25 protein-coding genes are annotated in these 24,195 nt (G+C 28.9%); 18 read left to right on the top strand and 7 right to left on the bottom strand.

Features of this window, described 5'->3' with window-relative positions; translation table 11 throughout:
* Positions 1-5: 5 nt before the first annotated feature.
* Positions 6-995, bottom strand: a complete 990-nt coding sequence (locus BW723_RS06025; RefSeq protein WP_068360815.1) for a FecR family protein — start codon at positions 993-995, stop codon at positions 6-8.
* An 88-nt stretch (positions 996-1,083) separates the two neighbouring features.
* On the bottom strand, positions 1,084-1,647 hold the full coding sequence (locus BW723_RS06020) for an RNA polymerase sigma factor (protein ID WP_068360817.1): 564 nt from the start codon (positions 1,645-1,647) through the stop codon (positions 1,084-1,086).
* A gap of 132 nt (positions 1,648-1,779) precedes the next feature.
* Between BW723_RS06020 and BW723_RS06015 the strand changes: the two genes are divergently transcribed.
* The 11 genes from BW723_RS06015 to BW723_RS05965 all read left to right on the top strand — a co-directional run bounded on the left by BW723_RS06015 (position 1,780) and on the right by BW723_RS05965 (position 12,971).
* Positions 1,780-2,769: an AAA family ATPase gene (locus tag BW723_RS06015; RefSeq protein WP_068360818.1), complete on the top strand. Its 990-nt coding sequence runs from the start codon at positions 1,780-1,782 to the stop codon at positions 2,767-2,769.
* A gap of 97 nt (positions 2,770-2,866) precedes the next feature.
* Positions 2,867-3,736 (top strand): DUF58 domain-containing protein, encoded by an 870-nt coding sequence (locus tag BW723_RS06010; RefSeq protein WP_068360819.1) that lies wholly within the window; start codon positions 2,867-2,869, stop codon positions 3,734-3,736.
* Complete coding sequence (locus tag BW723_RS06005; RefSeq protein WP_068360821.1) at positions 3,736-4,650, top strand: hypothetical protein; 915 nt, start codon at positions 3,736-3,738, stop codon at positions 4,648-4,650. The genes BW723_RS06010 and BW723_RS06005 overlap by 1 nt, the downstream gene beginning before the upstream one ends.
* Positions 4,634-5,644, top strand: a complete 1,011-nt coding sequence (locus tag BW723_RS06000; protein ID WP_068360825.1) for a vWA domain-containing protein — start codon at positions 4,634-4,636, stop codon at positions 5,642-5,644. Before BW723_RS06005 ends, BW723_RS06000 begins: the two co-directional genes overlap by 17 nt.
* An 86-nt stretch (positions 5,645-5,730) precedes the next feature.
* Positions 5,731-6,777, top strand: a complete 1,047-nt coding sequence (locus BW723_RS05995) for a vWA domain-containing protein (RefSeq protein WP_076686339.1) — start codon at positions 5,731-5,733, stop codon at positions 6,775-6,777.
* A 5-nt stretch (positions 6,778-6,782) separates the two neighbouring features.
* Positions 6,783-7,619, top strand: a complete 837-nt coding sequence (locus tag BW723_RS05990; RefSeq protein ID WP_068360827.1) for a tetratricopeptide repeat protein — start codon at positions 6,783-6,785, stop codon at positions 7,617-7,619.
* 133 nt (positions 7,620-7,752) lie between these two features.
* Positions 7,753-9,495 (top strand): BatD family protein, encoded by a 1,743-nt coding sequence (locus tag BW723_RS05985; RefSeq protein ID WP_139059107.1) that lies wholly within the window; start codon positions 7,753-7,755, stop codon positions 9,493-9,495.
* A 1-nt stretch (position 9,496) separates the two neighbouring features.
* On the top strand, positions 9,497-10,249 hold the full coding sequence (locus tag BW723_RS05980) for an SH3 domain-containing protein (protein ID WP_068360835.1): 753 nt from the start codon (positions 9,497-9,499) through the stop codon (positions 10,247-10,249).
* A gap of 69 nt (positions 10,250-10,318) precedes the next feature.
* Positions 10,319-10,618: a hypothetical protein gene (locus tag BW723_RS05975; RefSeq protein WP_068360837.1), complete on the top strand. Its 300-nt coding sequence runs from the start codon at positions 10,319-10,321 to the stop codon at positions 10,616-10,618.
* An 82-nt stretch (positions 10,619-10,700) separates the two neighbouring features.
* Positions 10,701-12,302: a SulP family inorganic anion transporter gene (locus BW723_RS05970; RefSeq protein WP_068360839.1), complete on the top strand. Its 1,602-nt coding sequence runs from the start codon at positions 10,701-10,703 to the stop codon at positions 12,300-12,302.
* A 33-nt stretch (positions 12,303-12,335) separates the two neighbouring features.
* A complete protein-coding gene (locus BW723_RS05965; protein WP_068360842.1) occupies positions 12,336-12,971 on the top strand; it encodes a carbonic anhydrase family protein in 636 nt (211 codons plus the stop codon).
* Between the two features lie 59 nt (positions 12,972-13,030).
* Here BW723_RS05965 and BW723_RS05960 read toward each other — a convergent pair whose 3' ends face one another.
* Entirely contained in the window at positions 13,031-13,543 is a 513-nt protein-coding gene (locus BW723_RS05960; protein ID WP_068360846.1) for a CvpA family protein, read from the bottom strand.
* An 80-nt stretch (positions 13,544-13,623) separates the two neighbouring features.
* Here BW723_RS05960 and BW723_RS05955 point away from each other — a divergent pair, with 80 nt between their 5' ends.
* The 3 genes from BW723_RS05955 to BW723_RS05945 are packed head-to-tail and all read left to right on the top strand — an operon-like array spanning position 13,624 to position 15,073.
* Positions 13,624-13,980 (top strand): hypothetical protein, encoded by a 357-nt coding sequence (locus tag BW723_RS05955; protein WP_068360849.1) that lies wholly within the window; start codon positions 13,624-13,626, stop codon positions 13,978-13,980.
* A gap of 45 nt (positions 13,981-14,025) precedes the next feature.
* The gene (locus BW723_RS05950; protein ID WP_068360854.1) at positions 14,026-14,595 is read left to right on the top strand and encodes a Crp/Fnr family transcriptional regulator; all 570 of its coding nucleotides are present in this window, start codon (positions 14,026-14,028) and stop codon (positions 14,593-14,595) included.
* A 58-nt stretch (positions 14,596-14,653) separates the two neighbouring features.
* Positions 14,654-15,073: an SRPBCC domain-containing protein gene (locus BW723_RS05945; protein ID WP_068360857.1), complete on the top strand. Its 420-nt coding sequence runs from the start codon at positions 14,654-14,656 to the stop codon at positions 15,071-15,073.
* Between the two features lie 33 nt (positions 15,074-15,106).
* On the opposite strand, the gene BW723_RS05940 is transcribed toward BW723_RS05945, so the two are convergent.
* Positions 15,107-15,901, bottom strand: a complete 795-nt coding sequence (locus BW723_RS05940; RefSeq protein ID WP_068360860.1) for an SDR family oxidoreductase — start codon at positions 15,899-15,901, stop codon at positions 15,107-15,109.
* A gap of 99 nt (positions 15,902-16,000) precedes the next feature.
* On the opposite strand from BW723_RS05940, the gene BW723_RS05935 reads away from it, so the two are divergent.
* From BW723_RS05935 to BW723_RS05925, 3 genes are all read left to right on the top strand, one after another.
* The gene (locus BW723_RS05935; protein ID WP_068360863.1) at positions 16,001-17,371 is read left to right on the top strand and encodes a TlpA family protein disulfide reductase; all 1,371 of its coding nucleotides are present in this window, start codon (positions 16,001-16,003) and stop codon (positions 17,369-17,371) included.
* Between the two features lie 116 nt (positions 17,372-17,487).
* On the top strand, positions 17,488-20,373 hold the full coding sequence (locus BW723_RS05930) for a glycoside hydrolase family 2 protein (protein WP_068360869.1): 2,886 nt from the start codon (positions 17,488-17,490) through the stop codon (positions 20,371-20,373).
* On the top strand, positions 20,363-21,766 hold the full coding sequence (locus BW723_RS05925; protein ID WP_068360872.1) for a glycoside hydrolase family 30 protein: 1,404 nt from the start codon (positions 20,363-20,365) through the stop codon (positions 21,764-21,766). Before BW723_RS05930 ends, BW723_RS05925 begins: the two co-directional genes overlap by 11 nt.
* Before the next feature lie 14 nt (positions 21,767-21,780).
* Here the strand turns inward: BW723_RS05925 and BW723_RS05920 are convergent, their stop codons facing one another.
* Positions 21,781-22,140: a YraN family protein gene (locus tag BW723_RS05920; RefSeq protein WP_068360877.1), complete on the bottom strand. Its 360-nt coding sequence runs from the start codon at positions 22,138-22,140 to the stop codon at positions 21,781-21,783.
* A gap of 114 nt (positions 22,141-22,254) precedes the next feature.
* Here BW723_RS05920 and BW723_RS05915 point away from each other — a divergent pair, with 114 nt between their 5' ends.
* A complete protein-coding gene (locus BW723_RS05915; protein WP_068360880.1) occupies positions 22,255-22,608 on the top strand; it encodes a hypothetical protein in 354 nt (117 codons plus the stop codon).
* Here the strand turns inward: BW723_RS05915 and BW723_RS05910 are convergent.
* Positions 22,598-23,587 (bottom strand): S66 peptidase family protein, encoded by a 990-nt coding sequence (locus BW723_RS05910; protein WP_139059108.1) that lies wholly within the window; start codon positions 23,585-23,587, stop codon positions 22,598-22,600. The genes BW723_RS05915 and BW723_RS05910 overlap by 11 nt on opposite strands.
* Positions 23,577-24,194, bottom strand: coding sequence for a hypothetical protein (locus BW723_RS05905; RefSeq protein ID WP_068360884.1), 618 nt, complete (start codon positions 24,192-24,194; stop codon positions 23,577-23,579). The genes BW723_RS05910 and BW723_RS05905 overlap by 11 nt, the downstream gene beginning before the upstream one ends.
* Position 24,195: the final 1 nt, after the last annotated feature.

The following is a 24,195-nucleotide window of genomic DNA, read 5'->3' as shown; positions in this document are numbered from 1 at the left end:
TACACCTATTTTTTGCTGATAATTAAACTATTGTCTTTTTTAATAATTATTACATCTACCGATTTTTCTATAGCCTCAATACAAATATCTATATTTGTTAAAGGCACTGCTCCTGTAATTAAAGTGTTTTTAGCTTTATCATCTTTAAAAACTACAGCATAACCATAAGATTCTTTAATTTTTTCCATAGCTTTTTCCAAAGATAACGCTTCAAAAAGTAAAGTACCATCTTTCCAAGAAGTTTTTAGTGAAGAATTATCAATATTTTTATCTTCTAAGATTCTGTTTTCTTTAGCTGAATATGAAATATAATTACCAGGCAGCATTTTTTTGGTCTCGCCATTTTTGAGTGACAACCAAATATCACCTTCTTCTAAAAATACATCTGTTTTTTTCTTTTTTGTATTTACATTAAATGCGGTACCATAAACTTGTATTGATAAATCTTGAGTAACAACCCAAAATTTTGCATTGGTTGCTTTCTTTTTATCAACCTTAAAAAAAGCTTCTCCAGACAACCATACTTTTCTACTTTCGTTTTTATAGTATGACAGACTAGAATTGGAATTTAAAGTAACATCACTACCATCTTGTAGCTTTACTTTTAAAATTTCGCCATAATGCGTTTTGTGCGTTATTTTAGAATTTTGGTTTAAGAAATAAAGTCCGGTTGTTACTATTAAAAGAATTGATGCAGCAATACTCAGTTTTCTTAATAATATAACCTTTCTCTTAGGTTTTGCTTCTTTAGCTTTAATTTTAGCTTGCAATTTTTGCCATTCTAAAGCCACTTTTTCTTCAGAAACGGTATTTTTTCGAAAAGAAATTCCTAGAATTAAATCTTTAGCCGTATTTACTAAATCTTTTTTATTCGGATTATTAGCGATCCAATATTCCCAAAAATTAATGTCTGTTGCATTTGTTTGAAGTACCCAATTTTTAAAAGACTCATCTTCTAAAAACTCATTAACATCATCGTATTTTCTCTTAGTCATCGTTCTAACAATCCTTTATAACTATAAATCCTATATAATTATAATAAGACCTCATTTGTTTTTTTATACTCTTTAATTTTAATAAAGCTTAATTAAATAATTTAGAAATGGAAATATTCTCTTTTAAATTCTTAATTCCTTTGTGCAACAAATTTACTACACTTTGGTAATTTATATTCATTATTTCTGATATTTCTCTGGCTTTTAACCCACTATAATACTTTAAGTAAATGGCTTCTTTTTGTCTTTTTGGTAGCTCATTTAATAACGTTGATAATTGCGTGTTATTAAATTCTTCGGTTTCTTGTGCTGTCATTATTTCTTCGGCTGTAAATTCTAAATCCACAGCAATTTCATCAGAAATATCAGAATATTTAAGTTTAGACTTTTTTTTCATCATTCGCATTAAAAAGCGTTTGTAAGACAAAAAAAGGTAAGGTGCAATGGTATCTAAATTGCTTAAATTCTCTCTATGTTCGTAAATATATAAGAAAAAATCTTGTAAAGAATCTTCAGTAAGCGCTTCGTTTTTCGAGATTTTTAAGCCATAATTATAAAGTTGTGAATAATAGCTCTCAAAAAGAACTGAAAATGCATTTAGATCTCCTTTTTTTAAGGATTTCCAAATATATTTATCAGTTAATTTTTTCATATAAAGCCTATTAATATCTCTCTAAAGTAAATAAAATTAACGAATTATCTTTAACCTTGTTTTAACAGATTAATTTTGTTAAAATTGTAGCTTTGTTTTTCTAAAAAATTTAATATTAAATTATTACACACAATGGATGTAGATGTTAGAGCTATTAACGAGAAAATAGAGAGAGAAAGTGCTTTTATAGATATTCTTACTCTAGAAATGAATAAGGTTATTGTTGGTCAAAAACAAATGATAGAAAGTTTGTTAATTGGTTTGTTAGGTAATGGACATATTTTATTAGAAGGTGTGCCTGGTTTAGCAAAAACTTTAGCCATTAATACTTTATCAAAAGCGGTACAAGGTTCTTTTAGTAGGGTACAATTTACGCCAGATTTATTACCTGCAGACGTTGTTGGAACAATGATCTACAACATGCAGAAAAATAGCTTCGAAATAAAAAAAGGGCCAATTTTCGCCAACTTTGTTTTAGCAGATGAGATTAACAGAGCACCTGCAAAAGTACAATCTGCACTTTTAGAGGCAATGCAAGAACGCCAAACTACAATTGGTGATACTACGTTTAAATTAGACGAACCATTTTTAGTAATGGCAACTCAAAATCCTGTAGAGCAAGAAGGTACTTATCCATTACCAGAAGCACAGGTAGATCGTTTTATGTTAAAGGTAATTATTGATTATCCTAAATTATTAGACGAGCAAATTATAATGCGTCAGAATTTATCTGGTGGTTTTGCTAAAGTAAACCCTGTGATTTCTGTTGATGAAATCATTAGAGCTAGAGAAGTGGTTAATGAAGTTTATATGGATGAAAAAATTGAAAAATATATCTTAGATATTATTTTCGCAACTCGTTATCCTGAGAAATATAATTTAGCAGATTTAAAAGACTTAATTAGTTTTGGAGCTTCACCTAGGGGAAGTATCAACTTAGCAAAAGCCGCAAAATGTTATGCATTCATCAAAAGAAGAGGTTATGTAATTCCTGAAGATGTAAGAGCAGTTGTTTTTGATGTTTTACGTCATAGAATTGGTATTACTTACGAGGCTGAAGCAGAAAATGTAACATCCGTAGAAATTATTAACTTAATTATAAACGAAGTAGAAGTACCATAGAAAAGGAGTTGGCAGTAAATAAGTTGCTTACTAAAATCTTACTCTACTGCAAATAAATGACTGTAAACTGAAGACTGCAAACTGCATACTTACAAAAATGGATACTAAAGAAATACTTAAAAAAGTTCGTAAAATAGAAATTAAGACAAAACGTTTGTCTAATGATATTTTTGGAGGTGAATATCATTCATCTTTCAAAGGACGAGGTATGACTTTTTCTGAAGTACGCCAATATCAATTTGGTGATGATATTAGAACTATAGATTGGAATGTTACAGCACGTTACAATGAACCTTATGTTAAGGTTTTTGAAGAAGAACGTGAATTAACAATGATGTTAATGGTAGATATTTCTGGATCAGAATTATTTGGTACATCTACCCAATTTAAAAAAGATACTATTACAGAAATTGCAGCAACTCTTGCTTTTTCTGCAACTCAAAATAACGATAAAGTAGGTTTGGTTTTATTTTCTGATGATGTAGAACTTTTTATTCCGCCAAAAAAAGGAAAAAGTCATGTTTTACGAATTATTAGAGAATTAATTGAGTTTAAACCAAAAAGCAAAAAAACAAATATTGATGCTGCTTTAAAGTTTTTATCTAGTGTTTTAAAGAAAAGAGCCATCGTTTTTATGTTATCTGATTTTATGGATGATGATTACGAAAAAAGTGCAAAAATTGCAGGTAGCAAACACGATTTAACAGGAATTAGAGTGTATGACAAACACGATGAGGAAATTCCGAATTTAGGCGTAGTACCAATGTTAGATGCAGAAACTGGAGATGTGCAATTAATAAACACATCTTCTAAAACCATTAGAACAAATTACAAAGCCAACGCTTTACGATTAACAGATTATTACATTAATACGTTTAGAAGAAGTGGTGCAGGAACAATAAACACAAGAGTAGACGAAAGTTACGTGAAAAAATTATTAGGATATTTTAAACATAAAGGAAGGTAATGAGAAAATACATTTTACATATTTTTTTATTGATTTCAGCAGTTGCCTTTTCGCAAGACCCAATTGTAAAAGCGCAAATAGAAACATCTAATATTAGAATTGGGGAGCAGTTTAATTATCGAATTACGGTTAAAGACGTAGAAAACGTAATTCTACCAAAATTACAATTAAAAGGTTTAGAGGTAATTGACTCTGCAAAAGTAGATACACTTAACTATATGTTAGTTCAGAAGTATGTTTTAACTGGTTTTGATAGTGGTGCATTTTACATACCTCAACAACAAGTTTTTGTTAGAAATCAAGCGTATTTAACAGATTCATTATTAGTAAATGTTGCTACAGTTGCTGTTGATACTACAGTAGTTAAAAAGTACCCAATAAAATCAATTAAAAAAGAACCTTTGGTTTTTGATGATTATAAAATGTACATCTATTTATTAATTGCAGCTTTATTAATTATTGGTTTCTGGATTTATTGGTTTGTTATTAGAAAAAGAAAAGTTGAAGAAGAAGACCCAACTTATGTTGCATTGGCTCCTTATGACGAAGCTATGTATAAATTGAATGAGTTAGATGAAAAATTATTGTGGCAAAATAACCAAGTAAAACAATATTATAGCGAATTAACAGACATTATACGTGGTTATATAGAACGTGAGTTAAAAGTACCCGCTTTAGAAAAAACTTCGGATGAAATTATAGAAGTCTTAAACGATTTTCTTGAAGCAGATACCATAAATACCACTAAAGAAAACATTAAAAAGCTTAAAGAATTATTTAAGGAAGCAGATTTAGTAAAGTTTGCAAAATCTAAACCAATGGCTTTAGAAATTGAGGAAGATAGAAAAGATGCAGAAGAAGTTGTACATAATTTAAAACCAAAACCAATAAGCAAAGATGAGGAATTGGAATAATTTTGAATTTTTAAATCCGGAGTTTCTTTGGTTGTTAGTGTTAATTCCACTTTTAGCCATTTGGTATTTTTTTGCCAGAAAAAAAGATGCAGCAATATTAACAGTACCAAGTATAAAAGGGTTTAAAGCAAAATCATCGCTTTTATCTAAATTAAAACCCATTTTATATGTTTTAAGATTGCTTGCTTTAGCAGCAATCATAGTAGCATTAGCAAGACCTAGAAATGTTTCTGTAAGCAAAAGAACAAAAACCAATAAAGGTATAGATATTGTTATGGCAATTGATGTTTCTGCAAGTATGTTAGCCAGAGATTTAAAACCAAATAGATTAGAAGCGCTCAAAAAAGTAGCAGTTACTTTTGTAAATAAAAGACCAAATGACAGAATTGGAATTGTAGTTTACGCAGGAGAAAGTTTTACACAAACACCAATTACAAGCGATAAAGGTATTGTAAAAAGAACTATAGATCGTTTACAATGGGGCCAATTAGATGGTGGAACTGCAATAGGAATGGGTTTAGGTTCTGGTGTAAACAGACTAAAAGAAAGTAAAGCAAAAAGTAAAATTATTATTTTATTAACTGATGGAGTAAACAATTCAGGAAATATAGACCCAAGAACTGCAACAGAATTAGCCAAAGAATTAGGTATAAAAGTATATACCATTGGAATTGGTACAAATGGAATGGCAGATTTTCCTTGGAGCAAAGACCCAAGAACTGGTCAATTAAATTTTAGAAAACAACAAGTAGAAATTGATGAAGCTCTGTTAAAAGAAATCGCATCAGAAACTAATGGAAAATATTTTAGAGCAACCAATAACGATAAATTAGCAGAAATTTATGACGAAATTGATAAGCTCGAAAAAACTAAAATAGAAGAATTTAAATATTATAATTATCAAGAAATGTATAGAGATTTAGTCTTTTTAGCACTTGGTTTATTAATCTTAGAATTCTTATTAAGAAACACGTTATTTAAGAGTTTTATTTAAAACAAGTAAATAAAGTTTAAATGTTAAAAGTTGTAAAGTTCTAATTTCTTGAACTTTTAAAACTTTCAACTTTAAAACAATTAGAAATGTACAAATTAGAAGAACCAATTTATTTTTATGCCTTAGCAATCATTCCTATTATGATTGTTATTTACTTGTTGGTTTTTTGGTGGAAAAAAAGAACACAGCGTAAATTTTCTAATCCTGAGTTATTAAAGAAAATAGCACCAAATTCATCAATATTTAAAAACACATTAAAATTAGTAATGCTAATTTTAAGTATCGCTTTTCTAGTCATTTCTTTGGTAAATCCAAAAATGGGATCGAAGCTAAAAACCGTTAAAAGAGAAGGTGTAGATGTTGTTTTTGCTTTAGATGTTTCTAAAAGTATGTTAGCAGAAGATATTGCACCTAACAGACTAGAAAAGGCGAAGCAAATTATCTCTAAAATTATAGATCAATTAGGTTCAGATAGAGTTGGTGTAATTATTTATGCAGGTAATTCTTATCCGCTTTTACCAATTACAACAGATCATGCAGCCGCAAATATGTTTTTGCAAAACGCAAATCCAGATATGGTTTCTAGTCAAGGAACTGCCATAAACGAAGCTTTAGAATTAGCAAAAACTTATTATAATAATGATGAGCAAACCAATCGTTTTTTAATTATTATTTCTGATGGAGAAGATCATCAAGAAGAAACAAAACAAGTGGCACAAAATTTGTCTAATGAAGGTGTAAAGATTTATACAATTGGTGTAGGTACAGAAAAAGGAGGTCCAATTCCTATGCGTGTAAATGGTTCTATGATTGGTTATAAAAAAGACAATAAAGGCGAAACCGTAATTACAAAACGCAAACCAGAAGTTTTAGAAGATATTGCTGATGCTGCTAATGGAAGATATATTGATGGTAATATTACAGAAGAACCTGTAAAAAGAATTACAGAAATTATTGCCAATGCTCAAAAAAGTGAATTTGAAACAAAACAGTTTTCTGATTACAAAGATCAATTTCAATGGTTTTTAGCCATTGCTATTCTATTTTTACTCTTAGATGTTTTCTTGTTTGATAAAAAAACAAAATGGGTAAGAAAAGTTGATTTATTTAATGATGAAAAAACAAAAAAATAATTAAAATGAAAATATTTTTAAACATACTCGTTATTTGCTTAATGCTGTTTTCATCAAAAGAAATTACAGCTCAAAAAGATTCTATTGCCCAGCAACGTAAGGCAAGAAAAATGGTAAGACAAGGCAATAAATTGTACGAACAAAAACAATTTACAGATGCTTCTGTTGCATATCAAAAAGCGTTGGGTAATAATGCCAGTTACGATAAAGCAAGTTACAATTTAGGTAACGCTTTATATCAAAATAAAAACTTTAAAGAAGCTGCTCCACAATACGAACTTTCTGCAAAAACTGCTGAGGATAAATCTTCTAAAGCAGAAGCTTACCATAATTTAGGGAATTCTATGATGGAAACCAAAAATTATCAAGCTGCAGTAGATGCCTATAAAAACTCGTTGAGAAACAACCCAAATGACGATGAAACTCGTTATAATTTGGCAGTTGCTCAAAAATTGTTAGACAAACAAAATAAAGACAACAAGGACAATAAAGACAATAAAAATAAAGACAACAAAGACAAAAAGGACAAGGATAACAAAGATAAAGACGACAAGAATAAGGACAAAGACAAGAAGGATGGTGATGATGACAAAGATAAAAAAGACAAAGACGATAAGGACAAAGATGGTAAAGGTGATAAGGATAAAGACAAAAAACAGGATCCTAATAAAGATGATAAAAAAGATCAAAAGCATAAACCTAAACCACAACAAGGAAAAATGTCTCCTCAGCAAATTAAGCAATTGTTAGAAAGCTTAAACAACGAGGAAAAGAAGACACAAAAGAAAATGAATGCCAAAAAAGCAAAAGGCAAAAAAATAAAACAAGAAAAAGATTGGTAATGCCAATTTTAATTCTTCTTTAAGAGAAGAAAAATCATACTTTTGAGAATCTGTTATGAATTTTAGAAATTATTTTAAGATGTTTAATTTAAATAAAACTTTCTTTCCTTTTAGGGAAGTGAGAAAAGGGTTTATGCTCTTAATATTTAGCTTACTAACCATCTCTTTGTATGCTCAAAATACAGAATTAAAAGTAAGTGTTAGTAAAAATAAACTAGGTTTAAACCAACGCTTAAGAATAGAGTTTTCTGTAAATAAACAAGGTGCAGACGATTTTACACCACCAAAATTTACCAATTTTAAAGTTATTCAAGGGCCAAGCCAATCTATAAGCCAATCTTGGATAAATGGTAAAGTAAGTTTTTCTAAATCGTACACATATATCTTAAAGCCCAAAAGAAAAGGAGAACTTATTATTGGGCCTGCAAGTATAAAATATAATGGCGCTACTATTAATTCTAAAATGATGAAAATTATTGTTTTAGACCCAATAGATATTCCAGAAAACCCAAATGACCCAGATTACATTGCACAACAAAACATACATTTAGTAGCAGAAATCTCTAAATCTAGACCATATGTAGGTGAAGGTATTTATGTAGAATACAGATTGTATGTAAGCGAAAATGTAAGTGTTTACGACACTTCTGTAACAGAAGCACCTCAATACAATGGTTTTTGGAATCAAGAAATAAAAATAAATGGTTTTCCTGTAAAAATGGGAAAATACAATGGCGAAGATTATAGATATATTGTACTTCAAAAGGCGCTTTTAATTCCTACAAAAACAGGTAAACTTACTTTAGATCCAATGAAAATGGATATTGTAATTGGAGTTCCTACAGGTAGAGCAGACTTTTTTGGAAACGTTATAACCAAAAATATTAGAAAAGAATTTGCATCTGCTAAAAAAGTTATAAGCCCTAAAAGTTTACCTTTAGAAGGCAAACCAGAAAACTTTACAGGTGCAGTTGGTCAATTTAAATTTGATGTTTCTTTAAGTAAAGAAGTATTAAAAGCCAATGAATCATCACAAATAAAAGTAGCAGTTTCTGGTAAAGGAAACCTAAAATTATTTGAATTACCAACTGTAGAAACGCCTGCAGAATTAGAAAAATATCAACCAGAAAGAAAAGAAAATGTTAGAATTACTACTGATGGTTTATCTGGATCTGTAACTGATACTTATACTGTTGTTCCACAATATAAGGGTAAATACAAATTACCAAGTGTTGGTTTTTCTTTCTTTAATACTAAGACAAAAAAATACGAAACTATAAATACAGACGATTTATATGTTGATGTTACAGAAGGTAAAGAATTAGTAACAAGCAATTCTAATAATGTAAATAAAAAAGCAGTAGTTTCTACAGGTAAAAACTTTAGATACATACAAACACAGAGTGATTTTGTAACCAATGAAACCAAAGATTTTTACAAATCTTACTTATTTTACATCTTACTTTTATTGCCTTTATTAATTATTCCTATTGGTATTTTAATAGCAAAAAACAACGAAAAACGTAATAGTGATGTTGTAGGTCTAAAATTAAGAAAAGCAGAAAAATTAGCTAGAAAATATTTATCAGAAGCACAAAAACAATTAGGTAAAAAAGAAGCGTTTTATGAAGCTTTAGAACGTGCTTTACATAACTATTTAAAAGCAAAATTAAATATTGAAACGAGTGATATCAGTAAAGAAAACATCACTAAAATACTAGCAGAAAAAAATATAGATGAAACTACTATAAAACATTTTATAGATGTTTTAAAAGCATCAGATTTTGCACGTTACACACCAGTAACAAATACAGAAATGAAGCAAGAGTTTGAAAGAGCTAAACAAGTAATCGTTGAATTAGATAAACAGTTATAAGATGAAAAAAATCCTTTTTTTATTATTGATAATTGCCAATTCTGTGGTTGCTCAAAACACAGAAGAACTTTTTAAAAGCGCAAATGAATTATACAAAAAAGAACAATTAGCAGAAGCTGTTGAATTGTATAAAAAAATAGAAAACCAAGGTTTAGTGTCATCTGAATTATTTTATAATTTAGGTAACGCTTATTATAAACTTAACAAAGTTGGTCCATCTATTTATTATTACGAAAAAGCTTTGCTTTTAAATCCTTTAAATGAAGATGTACAAAACAATTTAGTTTTTGCAAAACGTTTGGCTTTAGACAATATAGAAGAGTTACCTAAAACCGTTTTTCAGAAAATTAATATAAATATTTTGCAAAAACTGTCTTACAATCAATGGGCAATAGTTGCTGTAGTATTTTCTTTTTTAGGTAGTATTTTCTTTTTGTTTTTTTATTTTGCATCAACTCCATCAAAAAAACGTTTTTATTTTATAACGAGTTCATTAAGTTTTATCTTCTTAATTTTTACTTTTTTTATAAGTTACAACCAATATACTTTTGCAAAAAACAATAAAGCAGGTATTATTTTTGCTGAAAAAACTGAAGTAAGAAATGCGCCAACTTTAAACTCTGAAGAAGTTTTCACTTTACACGAAGGCACAAAAGTTGTGGTTTTAGACGCTATTGATAATTGGAAAAAAATTAAAATAGCAGATGGTAAACTCGGTTGGATAATTTCTGATGAAGTAAAAGAGATAAATTAATTTTGTTCTTTATTTAACAAAACATTTTATTTTTCTTATTATCTTGCAATAAAATATAAAGCTATTTCATTGAAATCTTTTATAGTAAGTTTTTTTACAGCCGTTCTTTTAGGCTATTTAATACTACCATCTCTTATCTCTTTAATTGATGATGGTAAAGAAGTTGCTATTTATATAGATTTAAATGAAGAAGAAGAAAACAAAGAAGAAGCTACAAAAGATTTTGAAATTAAAATAAATACCCTTGAAAACAAACCTTCGTTTTCAGAAAAAATATACTTAAAAAGAAAAAAAACGAATGTTTCTTTTCATAATTATGCTTCAAAGTATTTAGAAGTAAATACTCCACCACCAAAACAATTGTTTTAATTTTACAAAACAATTACATCATTATCTTTTTTTTTTAACAAATCTATCTAAATAATAAAATTTAGAAATAATATATTATACAATGTTTAAATATTTAAAAAATGACTTACCTGCAAGTATTGTAGTGTTTTTTGTAGCACTACCTTTATGTTTAGGTATAGCATTAGCAAGTGGAGCTCCATTATTTTCTGGTTTAATTGCAGGAATTATTGGTGGTACTATAGTAGGTGCACTTTCTGGCTCTAAAATTGGAGTTAGTGGTCCAGCAGCAGGTTTAGCTGCAATCGTATTTACTGCAATACAAAATTTAGGATACGAAAGTTTTTTAGTTGCAGTAGTTTTAGGTGGAGTAATTCAATTAATTTTTGGCCTTTTAAAAGCAGGTATTATTGGGTATTACTTTCCATCATCAGTAATTAAAGGAATGTTAACAGGTATTGGAATTATTATCATTTTAAAACAAATACCTCACTTTTTTGGTATGGATAAAGATCCTCAAGGAGATTTTTCCTTTTTACAAATAGATGGAGAAAACACATTTACAGAGCTTTTAAAAGCTATAAATGCATTAATTAGTGGTAATGTTAGTATGGGTGCAACAATTATTGCATTAATATCTATGGTGATATTACTTTTATGGTCTAATGTATTGTCTAAAAAAGGAAAGATTTTCCAAATTGTACAAGGTCCTTTAGTGGCAGTTGCTGTTGGTATTATTTTTTATGTATTAACAAAAGACAGTAGTTTAACCATTTCTTCAGATCATTTAGTTGCAGTTCCTGTTCCAGATGATTTTAATAGCTTTTTAGGTCAGTTTAATTTCCCAGACTTTACAACTATTGCAAACCCTACAATTTGGGTTACAGCCTTTACAATTGCGCTAGTTGCTAGTTTAGAAACTTTATTGTGTGTAGAAGCTACAGACAAATTAGATCCGCATAAAAACGTAACACCAACAAATAGAGAATTATTTGCTCAAGGTACAGGTAATATAATTTCTGGTCTTATTGGTGGTTTACCAATAACACAAGTAATTGTTAGAAGTTCTGCAAATATTCAATCTGGAGGTAGAACCAAATTATCCGCTATTATTCACGGTTTTTTATTATTGATTTCTGTAATTTTAATTCCAACACTTTTAAATAAAATTCCTCTTTCTGTTTTAGCGGCAATTCTATTTATTGTAGGATTTAAATTAGCAAAACCAGCATTGTTTAAAAAGATGTATGATCTTGGTTGGAAACAATTTATACCATTTACAATTACTGTATTAGGTATTGTATTTATTGATTTGTTATACGGAATTGGTTTAGGTTTATTAGTAGGTATCATTGTAATCTTAATAAAAAGTTACCAAAACTCTCACTTTTTACATATCGAAGATAAGAGTAATGGTAAGCACAAAATTAAAATGACTCTTGCAGAAGAAGTTACCTTTTTTAACAAAGGGGCCATATTAAAAGAATTAGATAGTTTACCAAAAGACACCTATCTAGAAATTAACTTAATAGGTACAAGATACTTAGATAATGATATTATAGAAATTTTAGAAGATTTTCTTTTTAAAGCAAAAGAAAGAAATATTGATATTAAATTAGTGTCTAAAAGAGGGATTGTAGAAAACCCAGAAAGCTTCTTTAAATTTTTTAACGAAAGACCAAAGTCTAATATCAGTTTAAGTTAGAAGGTAATTACTAATTAAATTAAAAAACACATTATGCCACATAGAAATAAAGCAATAACGAAAGAAATTCAAGATCAATTAACACCAATGAAAGTGTTACAAGATTTTATAGAAGGTAATGCTCGTTTTATTAGAGACGAAGTTCATACAATAGACCATAAAGCATTAATATCTCAAACAACTGGAGGTCAACATCCAAAAGCAATTGTACTTTCATGTATAGATTCTAGAGTTCCTGTAGAATTAATTTTCGACCAAACTATTGGAGATGTTTTTGTTGCAAGAGTAGCAGGAAATTTCGAAAATACAGACATTTTAGGAAGTATGGAATATTCTTGTAAAGTTGCAGGAAGTAAATTAGTTTTAGTATTAGGTCATGAAAGTTGTGGAGCTATAAAAGCGGCTTGCGATCATGTAGAACTAGGTAATATAACTTCTTTATTAGACAATATTCAACCAGCTGTAAAGCTTTCAGAATCTCAAATAAAAGGAAAACATAATTCTTCTAATAATGATTTTGTTAACAAAACAATAGAAAACAATGTTAGTTTAACAATAGATAGAATTAGAGAGAAAAGCCCTATTCTAAAAGAAATGGAAGAAAAAGGTGAAATTAAAATTATAGGTGGTGTTTATCACATAAGTAGTGGAAAAGTTACTTTACTATAAATTTAATTTTAAATTAAAAAAGGCTTGCAGTTATTGCAAGCCTTTTTTTGTTATAAAACTTATTTTATAAACTTTAAAGACGGATTTTCATCATCCATAATTGCAGGAAACAAAGTAGGTATAATCGATTTTACAGGATAATACAATACTGAACTATCTAACATTTCTTTATCTACAAAAGGTATTGTTTTATTAAACTTATCGAACAATAAAAAAATTACACTTAAAATTAAAGACCATTTTAGCGCTCCGAAAATTCCACCTAAAATTTTATTCAATAACCCTAAAGCAGTAATATCTGCCAACTTTGTAAGCAATTTACCCACAAAAATTATAGCCAAAACCACAAACAAAAAAGTAACTGCAAACGCTACTATTTTATTAGTTTGATGAGACCATTCTAAAACAGAATCGTTCAATTCATATTCTACATAATAAGAAAAGTGTATGGCACAAAACACACCTGCTACAATAGCTACTAAAGACGCAATTGAAGAAAAAAGACCTGTCATAAAACCTCTTACAGCAGCAAAAATTAATATTACAGCAATTATGATGTCTATTACATTCATTCTAAATAATTTGTGTAAATCTACATCTTATTTTTACAAATTAAAAATGCAGATTGTATCTTTACACTTTAAATGTTTATATGTCTAAAGAGAGTAATTTAAAAGAAAAATGGTCGTTTTTGGTAAACAAATTAACTGCAGATTTTTCTGAAGGTGATGAGTTAAATGTAGATGGAATTATCTATTTAATTGGTGTTCAAGAACTAGGGCAAGGTCATAGAGCGTTTAAGAAAGACGAAAAAATGAACCTAATGCACATTGCCATTTGTAAATTACTAGAACCTTATGGTTATTATGAATTCGATTATTTTGATGATGATGGCTGGCCACATTATAAAACACTTACAGAACTCCCCAATTTAAAACCTGGCGAACAAACTGTGTTAATGAAAGAAGCTATTGTTACTTATTTTGAGGCTTTGAATTATTTTAGCTAGTTATACATCAGCATAATATTTGTTAAAAAATAAAAATCTAAGAAATTGACAGAATTACAAAAATATATTACTTCTTATTTTGGAATCACAAATCAGTATATTGATACTATAACATCATTATTCAAAGAAACTGAACTAAAAAAAGGAGATTATTTTACAAAGTCTGGTCAATATTGTGAAAAATTGAGTTTTGTACAAAGTGGTTTTATTAGAGTTTTTGCAAATGCAAACAATAAAGAAATAACACAATGGATTTCTACAAAAGGTTATTTTATAACAGATTTGTACAGTTTTAGTTTTAAACAGCGTGCAAAATGGAATATTCAAGCTCTAACAGATTGTAAACTTTACACTATAGAAAAAGAAAATTACAGACTTTTAAATAAGTTAGTTCCTAATTGGGCAGAAATGGAAAAACAATTTATTACTAGTTGCTTCGTTCAGTTAGAAGATAGAGTTTTTAGCCATTTAGCGCTTAATTCAGAAGAACGTTATGATAAACTTTTTGAGAGTAATAGAGAGCTTTTTAATCAAGTTCCATTGCAATATATCGCATCTATGTTAGGTATGTCTCCTGAAACATTCAGTAGAATCAGAAATAAAAAAAAATCTTGATTTTTGTCAAGAGCAATAACTTAATTTGAAACGAACTTTGCCAAGTAAATAAAATCTTATGGCAAAACAAATAAAAACATCAATAACAATAAACGCAAGTAAAGAGAAAATCTGGAAAATACTTACAGATTTTGAAAATTATTCTGAATGGAACTCATTTATTAAATCAGTTACAGGAAAAGTAAAAGTTGGTGAACAAATTAAAATAAAACTACAAGGAATGACTTTTAAACCTGTTGTGTTAATTTATAATAAGAATTCTGAATTAAAATGGCTTGGTAAACTTTGGTTTAAAGGACTTTTTGATGGTGAACATAAATTCAAACTAACTGAAAATAAAAACGGAACTACAACTTTTGAGCAAAGCGAAAATTTTACAGGAATACTAGTTAAATTATTTTCAAAAAATTTAGAGAAAACAAAAAAGCATTTTGAACAAATGAATAATGAGTTAAAAATTCGTTCAGAAAAACTTTAAAATAAAAAATTAATTTTTAATATTTTCTGATAATCAAGTAACACTCAATTTACGAACCATAACAGAGAATATTTTAGGAAAAAATCGTTTTACATAAACACCTAATTTCTCTTTTACTCCAGCAATATAAACTTCCTCTTTTCTATTTTTAATGGCTTTTGCCATTAGCTTTGCAAAACGTTCTGGCTGAATTCCGTTTTCTGTTGCAACATCCATTTTTTCTTGCGGAGTTCCATCTCCAGTTAAAGCATTTTTAGAAACATTGGTATTTACAAAACCTGGACAAACTAAAGTTACTGCAATTTTATTTTGATGTTGTTCTGCACGTAAACTATCAAAAAAACCGTGTAAAGCGTGTTTACTAGCAGCATAACTAGAGCGCAAAGGAGTCCCTATTTTACCAACAATACTTGTAGTTACTACAAAGTGTCCGTTTTTATTTTTGATAAAATGTGGTAAAATAGCTTTTGTTAAAGCCACAGTTCCTAAATAATTAATATCCATTATGCGTTTATCAACCTCAATATTTGTTTCTGATGCAAAAGAACGCTGACTAATACCTCCATTATTAATTAAAATATCAACTTTACCAAAAACAGCAATGGCTTCATCAGCTTTGTGTTGTAAATTAGAATAATCTTCTAAATCTAGAGTAATGATTTTTACATCATCTTTATTTTTACATTGATTTTTCACCAATTCTAAACCTTCTTTTTTTCTAGATGATAAAATCAGTTTTGCATTTTGGTTCGATAGTTGAATAGCTAATGCTTTTCCTATTCCTGAGGAAGCACCAGTTATCCAGATAATTTTATCATTAAAAGACATAATCACTTAATTTAACGTTACAATATACCCAATTTAATAGAGAAACTGTATTTTTGGTACACTTCTTGAAAAAGTGTTTATAGACAAAAATTGGATAAAATGACAAAAAAAATACTATCGCTGTTACTTTTAGTTTCTTCAATTACATTTGGGCAACATATTGTAAAAGGTACAATGAGTCCGAAAATAAAAACAGATTGGCTTATTTTATACAAATTAGAAGGCACTAAACAAGTTTTTGTAAATAACACATCTATTAAAACAGATACCGTTTTAATTGGAGGAAAAAAAGAAGCAGTAAGTAGTTTCGAAATTAAATTACCTTCTTCTGCAAAACCAGGAGCTTACAGAGCAACTTACAGATTAGAAGGTGCAGGTTTTGTCGACTTTTTTTACAATAAAGAAAATGTTTCTTTTATTTTTAATCCAGAATATCCTCAACAATCTATTGTATTTTCTGAATCATCAGAAAATATGTTTTATGCAAAATTTTTAGAAGATATTTCTGCTGCCCAACAGAAGCTAGATTCTACACAAGTTGCCGTTTTACAAAATCCTTCTTTAGACTTAAAAGAAGATTATAGAGCAGCTTTTAAAAATTTAGATTCCATTCAAAATAAATACGCTGAGTTGTCTAAAAACAAATTTGTTGCTCCTTTTATAAATGCAAGCGCTAGAATTAATCCTAAAGAAATTTTAACTTCTGTAACTGCCTATTTAGACAATATAAAAAGCACTTATTTTAACAAGTTAGATTTCTCTAACAAAACTTTAGTAAACTCTTCGTTTTTAACCAATAGAATTTTAGATTATGTATTTTACATCAATTATTCAGAAGATTTACAGCAACAACAAATATTGCACAAAAACGCTATAGAAACTGTACTTTCTAAAATTAAAAACGAGCCTTATAAAAGAGACATTATTGAGTTTTTAATAGAACAATTCGAAGCTGCAAAGAACTTAGAAATTATAGATTACTTGTTCGAGAGTCATTATAACAAACTATCTGCAAGTTTGCAAAACGCAAAATTTAAAGAAGAAAAAAAGGCTCTATTTGCTGCAGAAGTTGGCAGAATTGCTCCAGATTTTTCTTGGACAGAAAATGGTAAAAAATTAAAACTATCTACTTTAAACGATGCTGAATCTTATGTTTTGGTTTTTTGGAGCACTAGTTGCTCTCATTGTTTAAGAGAAATTCCAGAATTATACACCTATATGAAAACCCAACCAAACACAAAAGTTATTGCTTTTGCTTTAGAAAAAGATGCTTTTGTTTGGGATAATTATCAGAAAAATAATTTAAGAGGTTGGCACAATGTTTTAGGCCTAAATAAATGGCAAAATGAAACTGCACAAACCTATCAAGTTTTTTCTACACCTTCTTATTTTGTGCTAGACAAAAACAAAAAAATCATTGCAAAACCTAATGATATTAACGATGTAAAGGGATTTTTAGATAAAAATTAAACACTTAATCTTTTCTTGATTTTAGGACAATTTTATAATTTGTGCTACTTTAAAAAACATTTATGCTCCTATAGTTTTTAGCTTTAAAATACTTTTGAAGAAATAAAACTATAACTATGAATCGTTTTTTCTTCATCTTATTTTTACTTGCATTTCAGTTAACTACCTTTTCTCAAGAATCGGTTTTAAAAGAAGGAAATGTTGCTACAGACAGAACCAAAACCAACATCAATTTAAACTGGAAATTTTACAATGGCAATCCTAAAGGAGAACCTTTTAAAGCTTCTTTTAATGATAAAAATTGGGAAAACATTTCTCTACCTCATACCACAAAACTAGTTTCGTATACTTTAGATAGCGTTCAAGAAACTTGGGTTCAAGAGAAATTTCTAAGAAATAATTCTTGGTATAGAAAAGAACTTTTTATTGATAAAAATGCTGCTTCTAAAAATGTGTATTTACAATTCGAAGCTGTGCATAATGCCACAGAACTTTGGGTAAATGGTAAAAAAGTAGGTTCTTTTGAAGTTAATGGTTATGTGCCATTTCACTTTAATATCAGCAAATATGTAAAATTTGGTAAAAAAAATATTATTGCTGTAAAAGCTGATAATACTTATAGAGATGATATTGCTCCAGATCCGCATAAAACAGATTACGTAAAATTTGGCGGAATTTATAGAGATGTTTATCTGGTAACCACCAACAAATTACATGTTAATTACAATTGGGAAAACTACAATGCTGGTGTGCATATTACAACACCAACTGTAAACGACAAAAACGGAACAGTTTCTATTAAAACGACGGTTCAAAACGATTTTAAAACATCAGAAAATTGTAAAATAGAAACCTTAATTATCAATGATAAAGGGGAAGTTTTAAAGAAACTAGTGCAAAACAGAAAAATATCAGCAAAAAATTCTAATACCTTTTATCAAACAACAACTATAGAAGACGATTACAATCAATGGTCGCCTAACAATCCGTATTTATACAGAGTATATTCTATAATTTATAAAGATAATGTTGCTGTTGATGTGGTTGAAAATACCTTCGGATTTAGAACTTTTAAATTAGTAAAAGGCAAAGGTTTGGTTTTAAACGGAAAACCAATCTTTTTAATTGGTGCAAACAGACATCAAAGTTATCCTAATATTGGTGATGCTGTGCCAAATTCTTTTCATTACAATGAAGCTTTACAGTTTAAAAAAGCAGGTTTTAATGCAGTTCGCTTATCTCATTACACACAAGATGATTCTTTTATAAAAGCTTGTGATGAACTCGGAATTATCGTTTACGAAGAAGCTTCTACTTGGATTGATTGGGGTGATAAAACTTGGTTCGATAAATTAAATTTAGCCAGCAGACATATGATTCGAAATCACAGAAATCATCCTTCAATTTTCTTTTGGGGAGCAGGAATAAATCATAGAGGTCCTGTGCCAAGTATGCAAGAAACTGTAAAAGAAGAAGATCCTTTTCGTTTAACAGCTTCTGCTTCTAGCCCTTGGAATGGTGTAAAAAATGCGGGTGTTACAGATATTTATGCTACAATGGATTACAGAAGATCTGAATGGCCAGAAAACGATTTTACAATGGTTATGGAACATGGTAGTTCTCCAGATTCTGAGGTTAATCAATTTCATATTTCAAGATATAAAAGCAACGAAAACAACATTGCAGCCATCACTTGGTTGGGTGCAGATTACAATCACTTACAACCCAATTTAGTAGATTGGCAATGGAAAAGAGATTTAATGACCACTTATGGTGTGTTTTCTCCTTATCGAATTCCAAAACCAGTTTATTATTGGTATCAATCTGAAATGGTAAACAAATCGATTGTTCATATTGCTGATGAAACTGCATCAAAAAATGGTGTTGTTCGCGTTTTTAGCAACTGTCAAGAAGTTCATTTATATCATAATAACAAACTAATTGCAAAACAAAAACCAGATAATAACGATGAAAAAAAGTTCTTAAATCACCCTTCTTTTACTTTTAATTATGATTTTTCTGATGGTAAACTTACAGCTATTGGTTATACAAATGGAGAAAAAGTTACAACACATTCTAGAACAAAACAAGGCAAACCAACTCAGTTAAAATTACATTTTAATATTACTGATAAACCATTTTACGCTGGTGGTTCTGATTTACGATTATTACACGCAAGTATTGTAGATAATAATGGCGAAGTTGTTACTACTACTGACAATAAAGTTACTTTTTCTGTTTCTGGAAATGGAGCACTTTTAGAAAGAGAAAACGCTTATATAAATCCTGCTTTGTCTTACAATGGTATTGCTTCTATTTATGTAAAAGGAACAAAAAATGCTGGTGCTATTCAATTAACAGCTACTTCTCCTGGTTTAAAAAGTGCAACTATTACTATAAATACTGTGCCTTTTATTACTGATGAAATTGCTAAAAACAGCAAACCGATTTATAATTATCCTATCGAAAGAATTGACATTGGTAAAGAAAATCAATTGGTACAATTCGATTGGGATTCTTGGGAAGGAACATCAAACAAAAATTTAACTTATAACTTAAAAAATTATAATGCAGAAGTTGCTATTTCTTCTAATGATGAAATAAAATGGGATGGAGCAAATGGTATTTTAGGCGATTTAAGTTTTGTTTCTACGGATGGTGTAATGACCGAAAAAAAAGGAATTAAACTCACTTTTAAAAACCTTAAAAAAGGAAATTATAGCATAGAAACTTATCATCATAACAGAATTGCAAAAGCAAAATTAATCAACGCTTTTAATATTACTAAAGTAGATGCTAATGGGAAAAAGGAAACTACCTACAAACCAAGTGTAGGTTATTACGATCATAAATCAACAGGAGAAAGAAAACCTATTTCTGTAATTACACGTTTTGTTGCTGATGGTAAAAACCCAGTTACTATTGAGTTTAACAATGCTGGTGATGCTAAAAATATGTGTTTAAACGGAATTATTATCAAACAAATAAAAAATGAAATCTAGAAAATTTTTATCAATTGCCTTTTTATCAATGGTAACATTTACTTCTTTTTCTCAAGAAGTAGATATTAAAATTGAATATGTAAAACTGAATAAAGGTGAAGCAAACCCTGTAAAAAATTACACAACTGTAATTAACACAGATGCCAAAGTAAAGCAAAACGATTTTATTGTAATTACACCAGAAGTAGAATTCCAAACTATAGAAGGTTTTGGTGGTGCTTTTAATGAAAATGGTGGAGAAGCTTTGTTTTCTTTATCAAAAAAAGCACAAAAAGAAGTTTTAAATAATCTGTTTTCTAAAGAAAAATCGAATTTAACTTTTAATAGAACTCCTATTGGCCCAAGTGATTTTTCTATTGATGCTTACGATTATAGTATGACTCCAGATGATTACGAAATGAAGCATTTTAGTATAGAAAGAGACAAAAAATACTTGTTGCCTTTTATAAAAGAAGCTTTGGCTGTAAATTCTGAAATGTTGTTACAAGCTTCTCCTTGGAGCCCTCCAGCTTGGATGAAAGTTAACAATGCTGTTGATAAAAACCAAAGTTATGAAGGCAAAAGCGGACTTAAAAACACTCCAGAAATTCATACTGCGTATGCTAAATACTTGGTGAATTACATAAAAGCGTACAAAAAAGAAGGCGTAGAAGTTCATCGTTTTTGCTTGCAAAATGAACCAGACACCTATGCTCCTTTTCCTGGTTGTAACATTCCTATGGATCAATATATAGATTTAGGTGTAAACTATGTAATTCCTAAATTTAGAGCAGAAAAACTAGCTACAGAAATTTGGTTGGGTACATTTAGAACCATAAATAGAGCAGATCATTATAAAACTTTATTAAACAAAAGCTCAAAAAATAATTTTGCAGGTATTGGTTTTCAGTATGCAAAAGAGCCTTTTATTAGAGAAACTTCACTTTTAGCGCCAGAAATGAAAATTATGCATACAGAAGGTATTTGTTATAATGGTGCAAATTCTGAAGCACAAGCAAAGAAAAGATTGGCAGAAATTGCAAGTTACATCAATTCTGGAAGTACAAATTATTGCTATTGGAATATCATCTTAAACGAAACTTCTAAAAGTGCTTGGAACTGGAAACAGAACTCGTTAATGGTAATTAACAGAAAAACCAAAGAGGTAATTTATACACCAGATTATAATGCCATTTATTTAGCTTCTAAAACTGTTAGAAAAGATGATGTTAGAATTGCACACATTGCCAAAGAAAAGATAATATCTGTAAAAGATGCAAATGGTAATATTAAGTTATTAATACAAAATGATGAGTTAAAAGAAAAATTCATCAGGTTATTTTACAATGATAAAGAAATCAATTTAAAAGTGCCTGCAGATGCTTTATATGCAGTAACTTTAAGCTCAAAATAATATAAATTGAGCATTTAGAAATGCAAAAAAGCGTCTTCTAAATGCTCTATTTTTGTTTCTTTTTTATTGGTGATAATGGCAATAATATCAAACCGAACTTCTACATCTAAATCCCTTTCTACAACATAATTATCGATTGCAGAAATTAATAGTTTTATTTTCTTCGGATTTACAAACTCTTCTGGATTTCCAAAATAAGCAGATGTTCTTGTTTTTACCTCAATAGCAGCTAATACTTCGCCTTTTTGAGCAATAATATCTACTTCTGCTTTTAAATATCTGTAATTTTTTTCTAAGATTTTATAATCGTTTTTAATTAAAAAATCGATAGCTAGTTGTTCTCCTTTTTTACCAAGCTCATTATGTTCTGCCATTTATTAGTTTTCAGTATTCAGTTGGCAGTTTTCAGTCATCAATAAAACTCCAAAAAATCAGTCTCTAATTGCCAACGTGTTAATTTACAAATTATTGATTACTTTTATAAAACTATGACCGAAGAAACATTAATTAAATATTTAGAGTTTCTAAAAACTGAATGTTTAAGGCATCAAAATGATAAAATTATTACTGATGATGAATTAAATCAATTGGAAATTGAAATAACGAGATTTACCAAAAGAGTAAAGGAAAATGAATTTTCTGAAAAATTAAAATTCGAAATATCTAAAATTGATTTTAACTTAGATGAAGAAAACCATAATCATTCAAAATTTAAAATTTTTAACTTTATAGGAGGTTTTCAGGGCAAAGAGTTTAAGGAACAAGAAAATCGTAAACAACGATTTTTAAAACTTTATCATGATTTAGATGCTTCTTTATTCAACATAAAATCTATTCTGTAAACCTTACTGAATACTGGTTACTGCCAACTGACAACTGAACCTTTCTACCAAAAATTAAAGCTCTATTGTCTGCATTATGTCCTGCTGGAAAATTAAAAATAACAGGAATATCTTCTGGAATGGCATCTAAAATTAATTGCTCAATAGAACTCCCCCATTTTGTAGAATTCTTTTTAATTAAAGACATATCACCAACAATAACTGCATTTACTTTGGTAAAATAACGCGCACGTTTTAAACTTTGCAACATTCTGTCTATTGAGTATTTATACTCGCCAATTTCTTCGATAAACAAGATTTTGTTTTCTGTGTTTAACTGACTTTCAGAACCTAACATCGAAGTTAAAATTGCCAAGTTTCCTCCAATAATTTGTCCTTCAATTTCTTTTGATGATAAGAGTCTATTGGCTTTTGATGTTGGAATATTATAAGCAATTTCATCACCAAAAATTGCCTTTTTAAAAGTGGCAATGGTTTGTTTAATTTCTTCTGGTTTTTCTTCTAAACTTGTTGCCATCATTGCGTGTAAAGACTCAACATCTAAATTATGAATGTGATTATGAAAAGCAGTAATATCAGAATACCCAATTATCCATTTTGGGTATTGTTTAAAGGTTGTAAAATCTAATTTATCTAAAATTCTTACAGAGCCATAACCACCTCTTGCAGCCCAAATTGCTTTAATATTTTTATTATCTAAAGCCTCTTGAAAATCTTGACAACGTTCATCATCTGTACCCGAAAAGTGATTGTTTTGGTTAAACATATTTTTACCCAAAACTACTTGTAAACCCCAACTTTCTGCTAACTTTTTAGCTTGCAAAACCACAGCTTTTCTATTGGGTTTTAAAATACCTGCAGGTGCAACTATGGCAATAGTATCACCAGTTTTTAAATAAGGTGGTGTTTTTAATTTTTCTTGCGCTGTTGTTGATGAAATAATCATCAACAAAAAAAATACAGTTATTTTATTTATCATTCTCATTATAAATTTTATGCCAACCTAAACCAAAACTTAGCCCCAAACCAACGTATGATTTTTTTGCAATATTTGCATATAATTTTAAACCTATTGAGCGTCCAAAACCAGTGGGTTTACCAATAGGAATTAATCCATAAAAAACTCGAAATTTTTTCTTTTTGCTTTTAAACCAACTAACACCAACTTCCATAGGAAAACCAACATAATCTACACTTGTTCTACTATTTTCAATGGTATTTTCATGAGAAGCGTAAGACAGTCCTCCAGAAAAATGATATGAAAAATCATCATTAACATACCTTTTACCATACAGTAGTGAATATTCATTTATTACAGAATAGGTAGATGAAACTGGTATAAATATAAAGAAATCTACTTCTTTAATGTTTATAGAATGAATTGCTCTAAAAGTATATAAGTTGTTTTTATTTTGATAATTTATATCAAATCCAACTCCAAGACCTTTAATAGATCCGTTTGTGTAACCCAATAAAAAATCACCAAAAACAATAGGATTCTGTTTCACCTTTAAAGAGTCTTGTTTTTCTTGTGAATTTATTGATGAGAAAATCATCAAAAGAACTATAAAAACAAGAGATTTCATT

It is taken from the genome of Polaribacter reichenbachii (assembly GCF_001975665.1).
Taxonomy (GTDB): Bacteria; Bacteroidota; Bacteroidia; order Flavobacteriales; family Flavobacteriaceae; genus Polaribacter; species Polaribacter reichenbachii.
The sequence above is the reverse complement of the archived record's forward strand: the minus strand, read 5'-3'. Positions and strand labels throughout refer to the sequence as shown.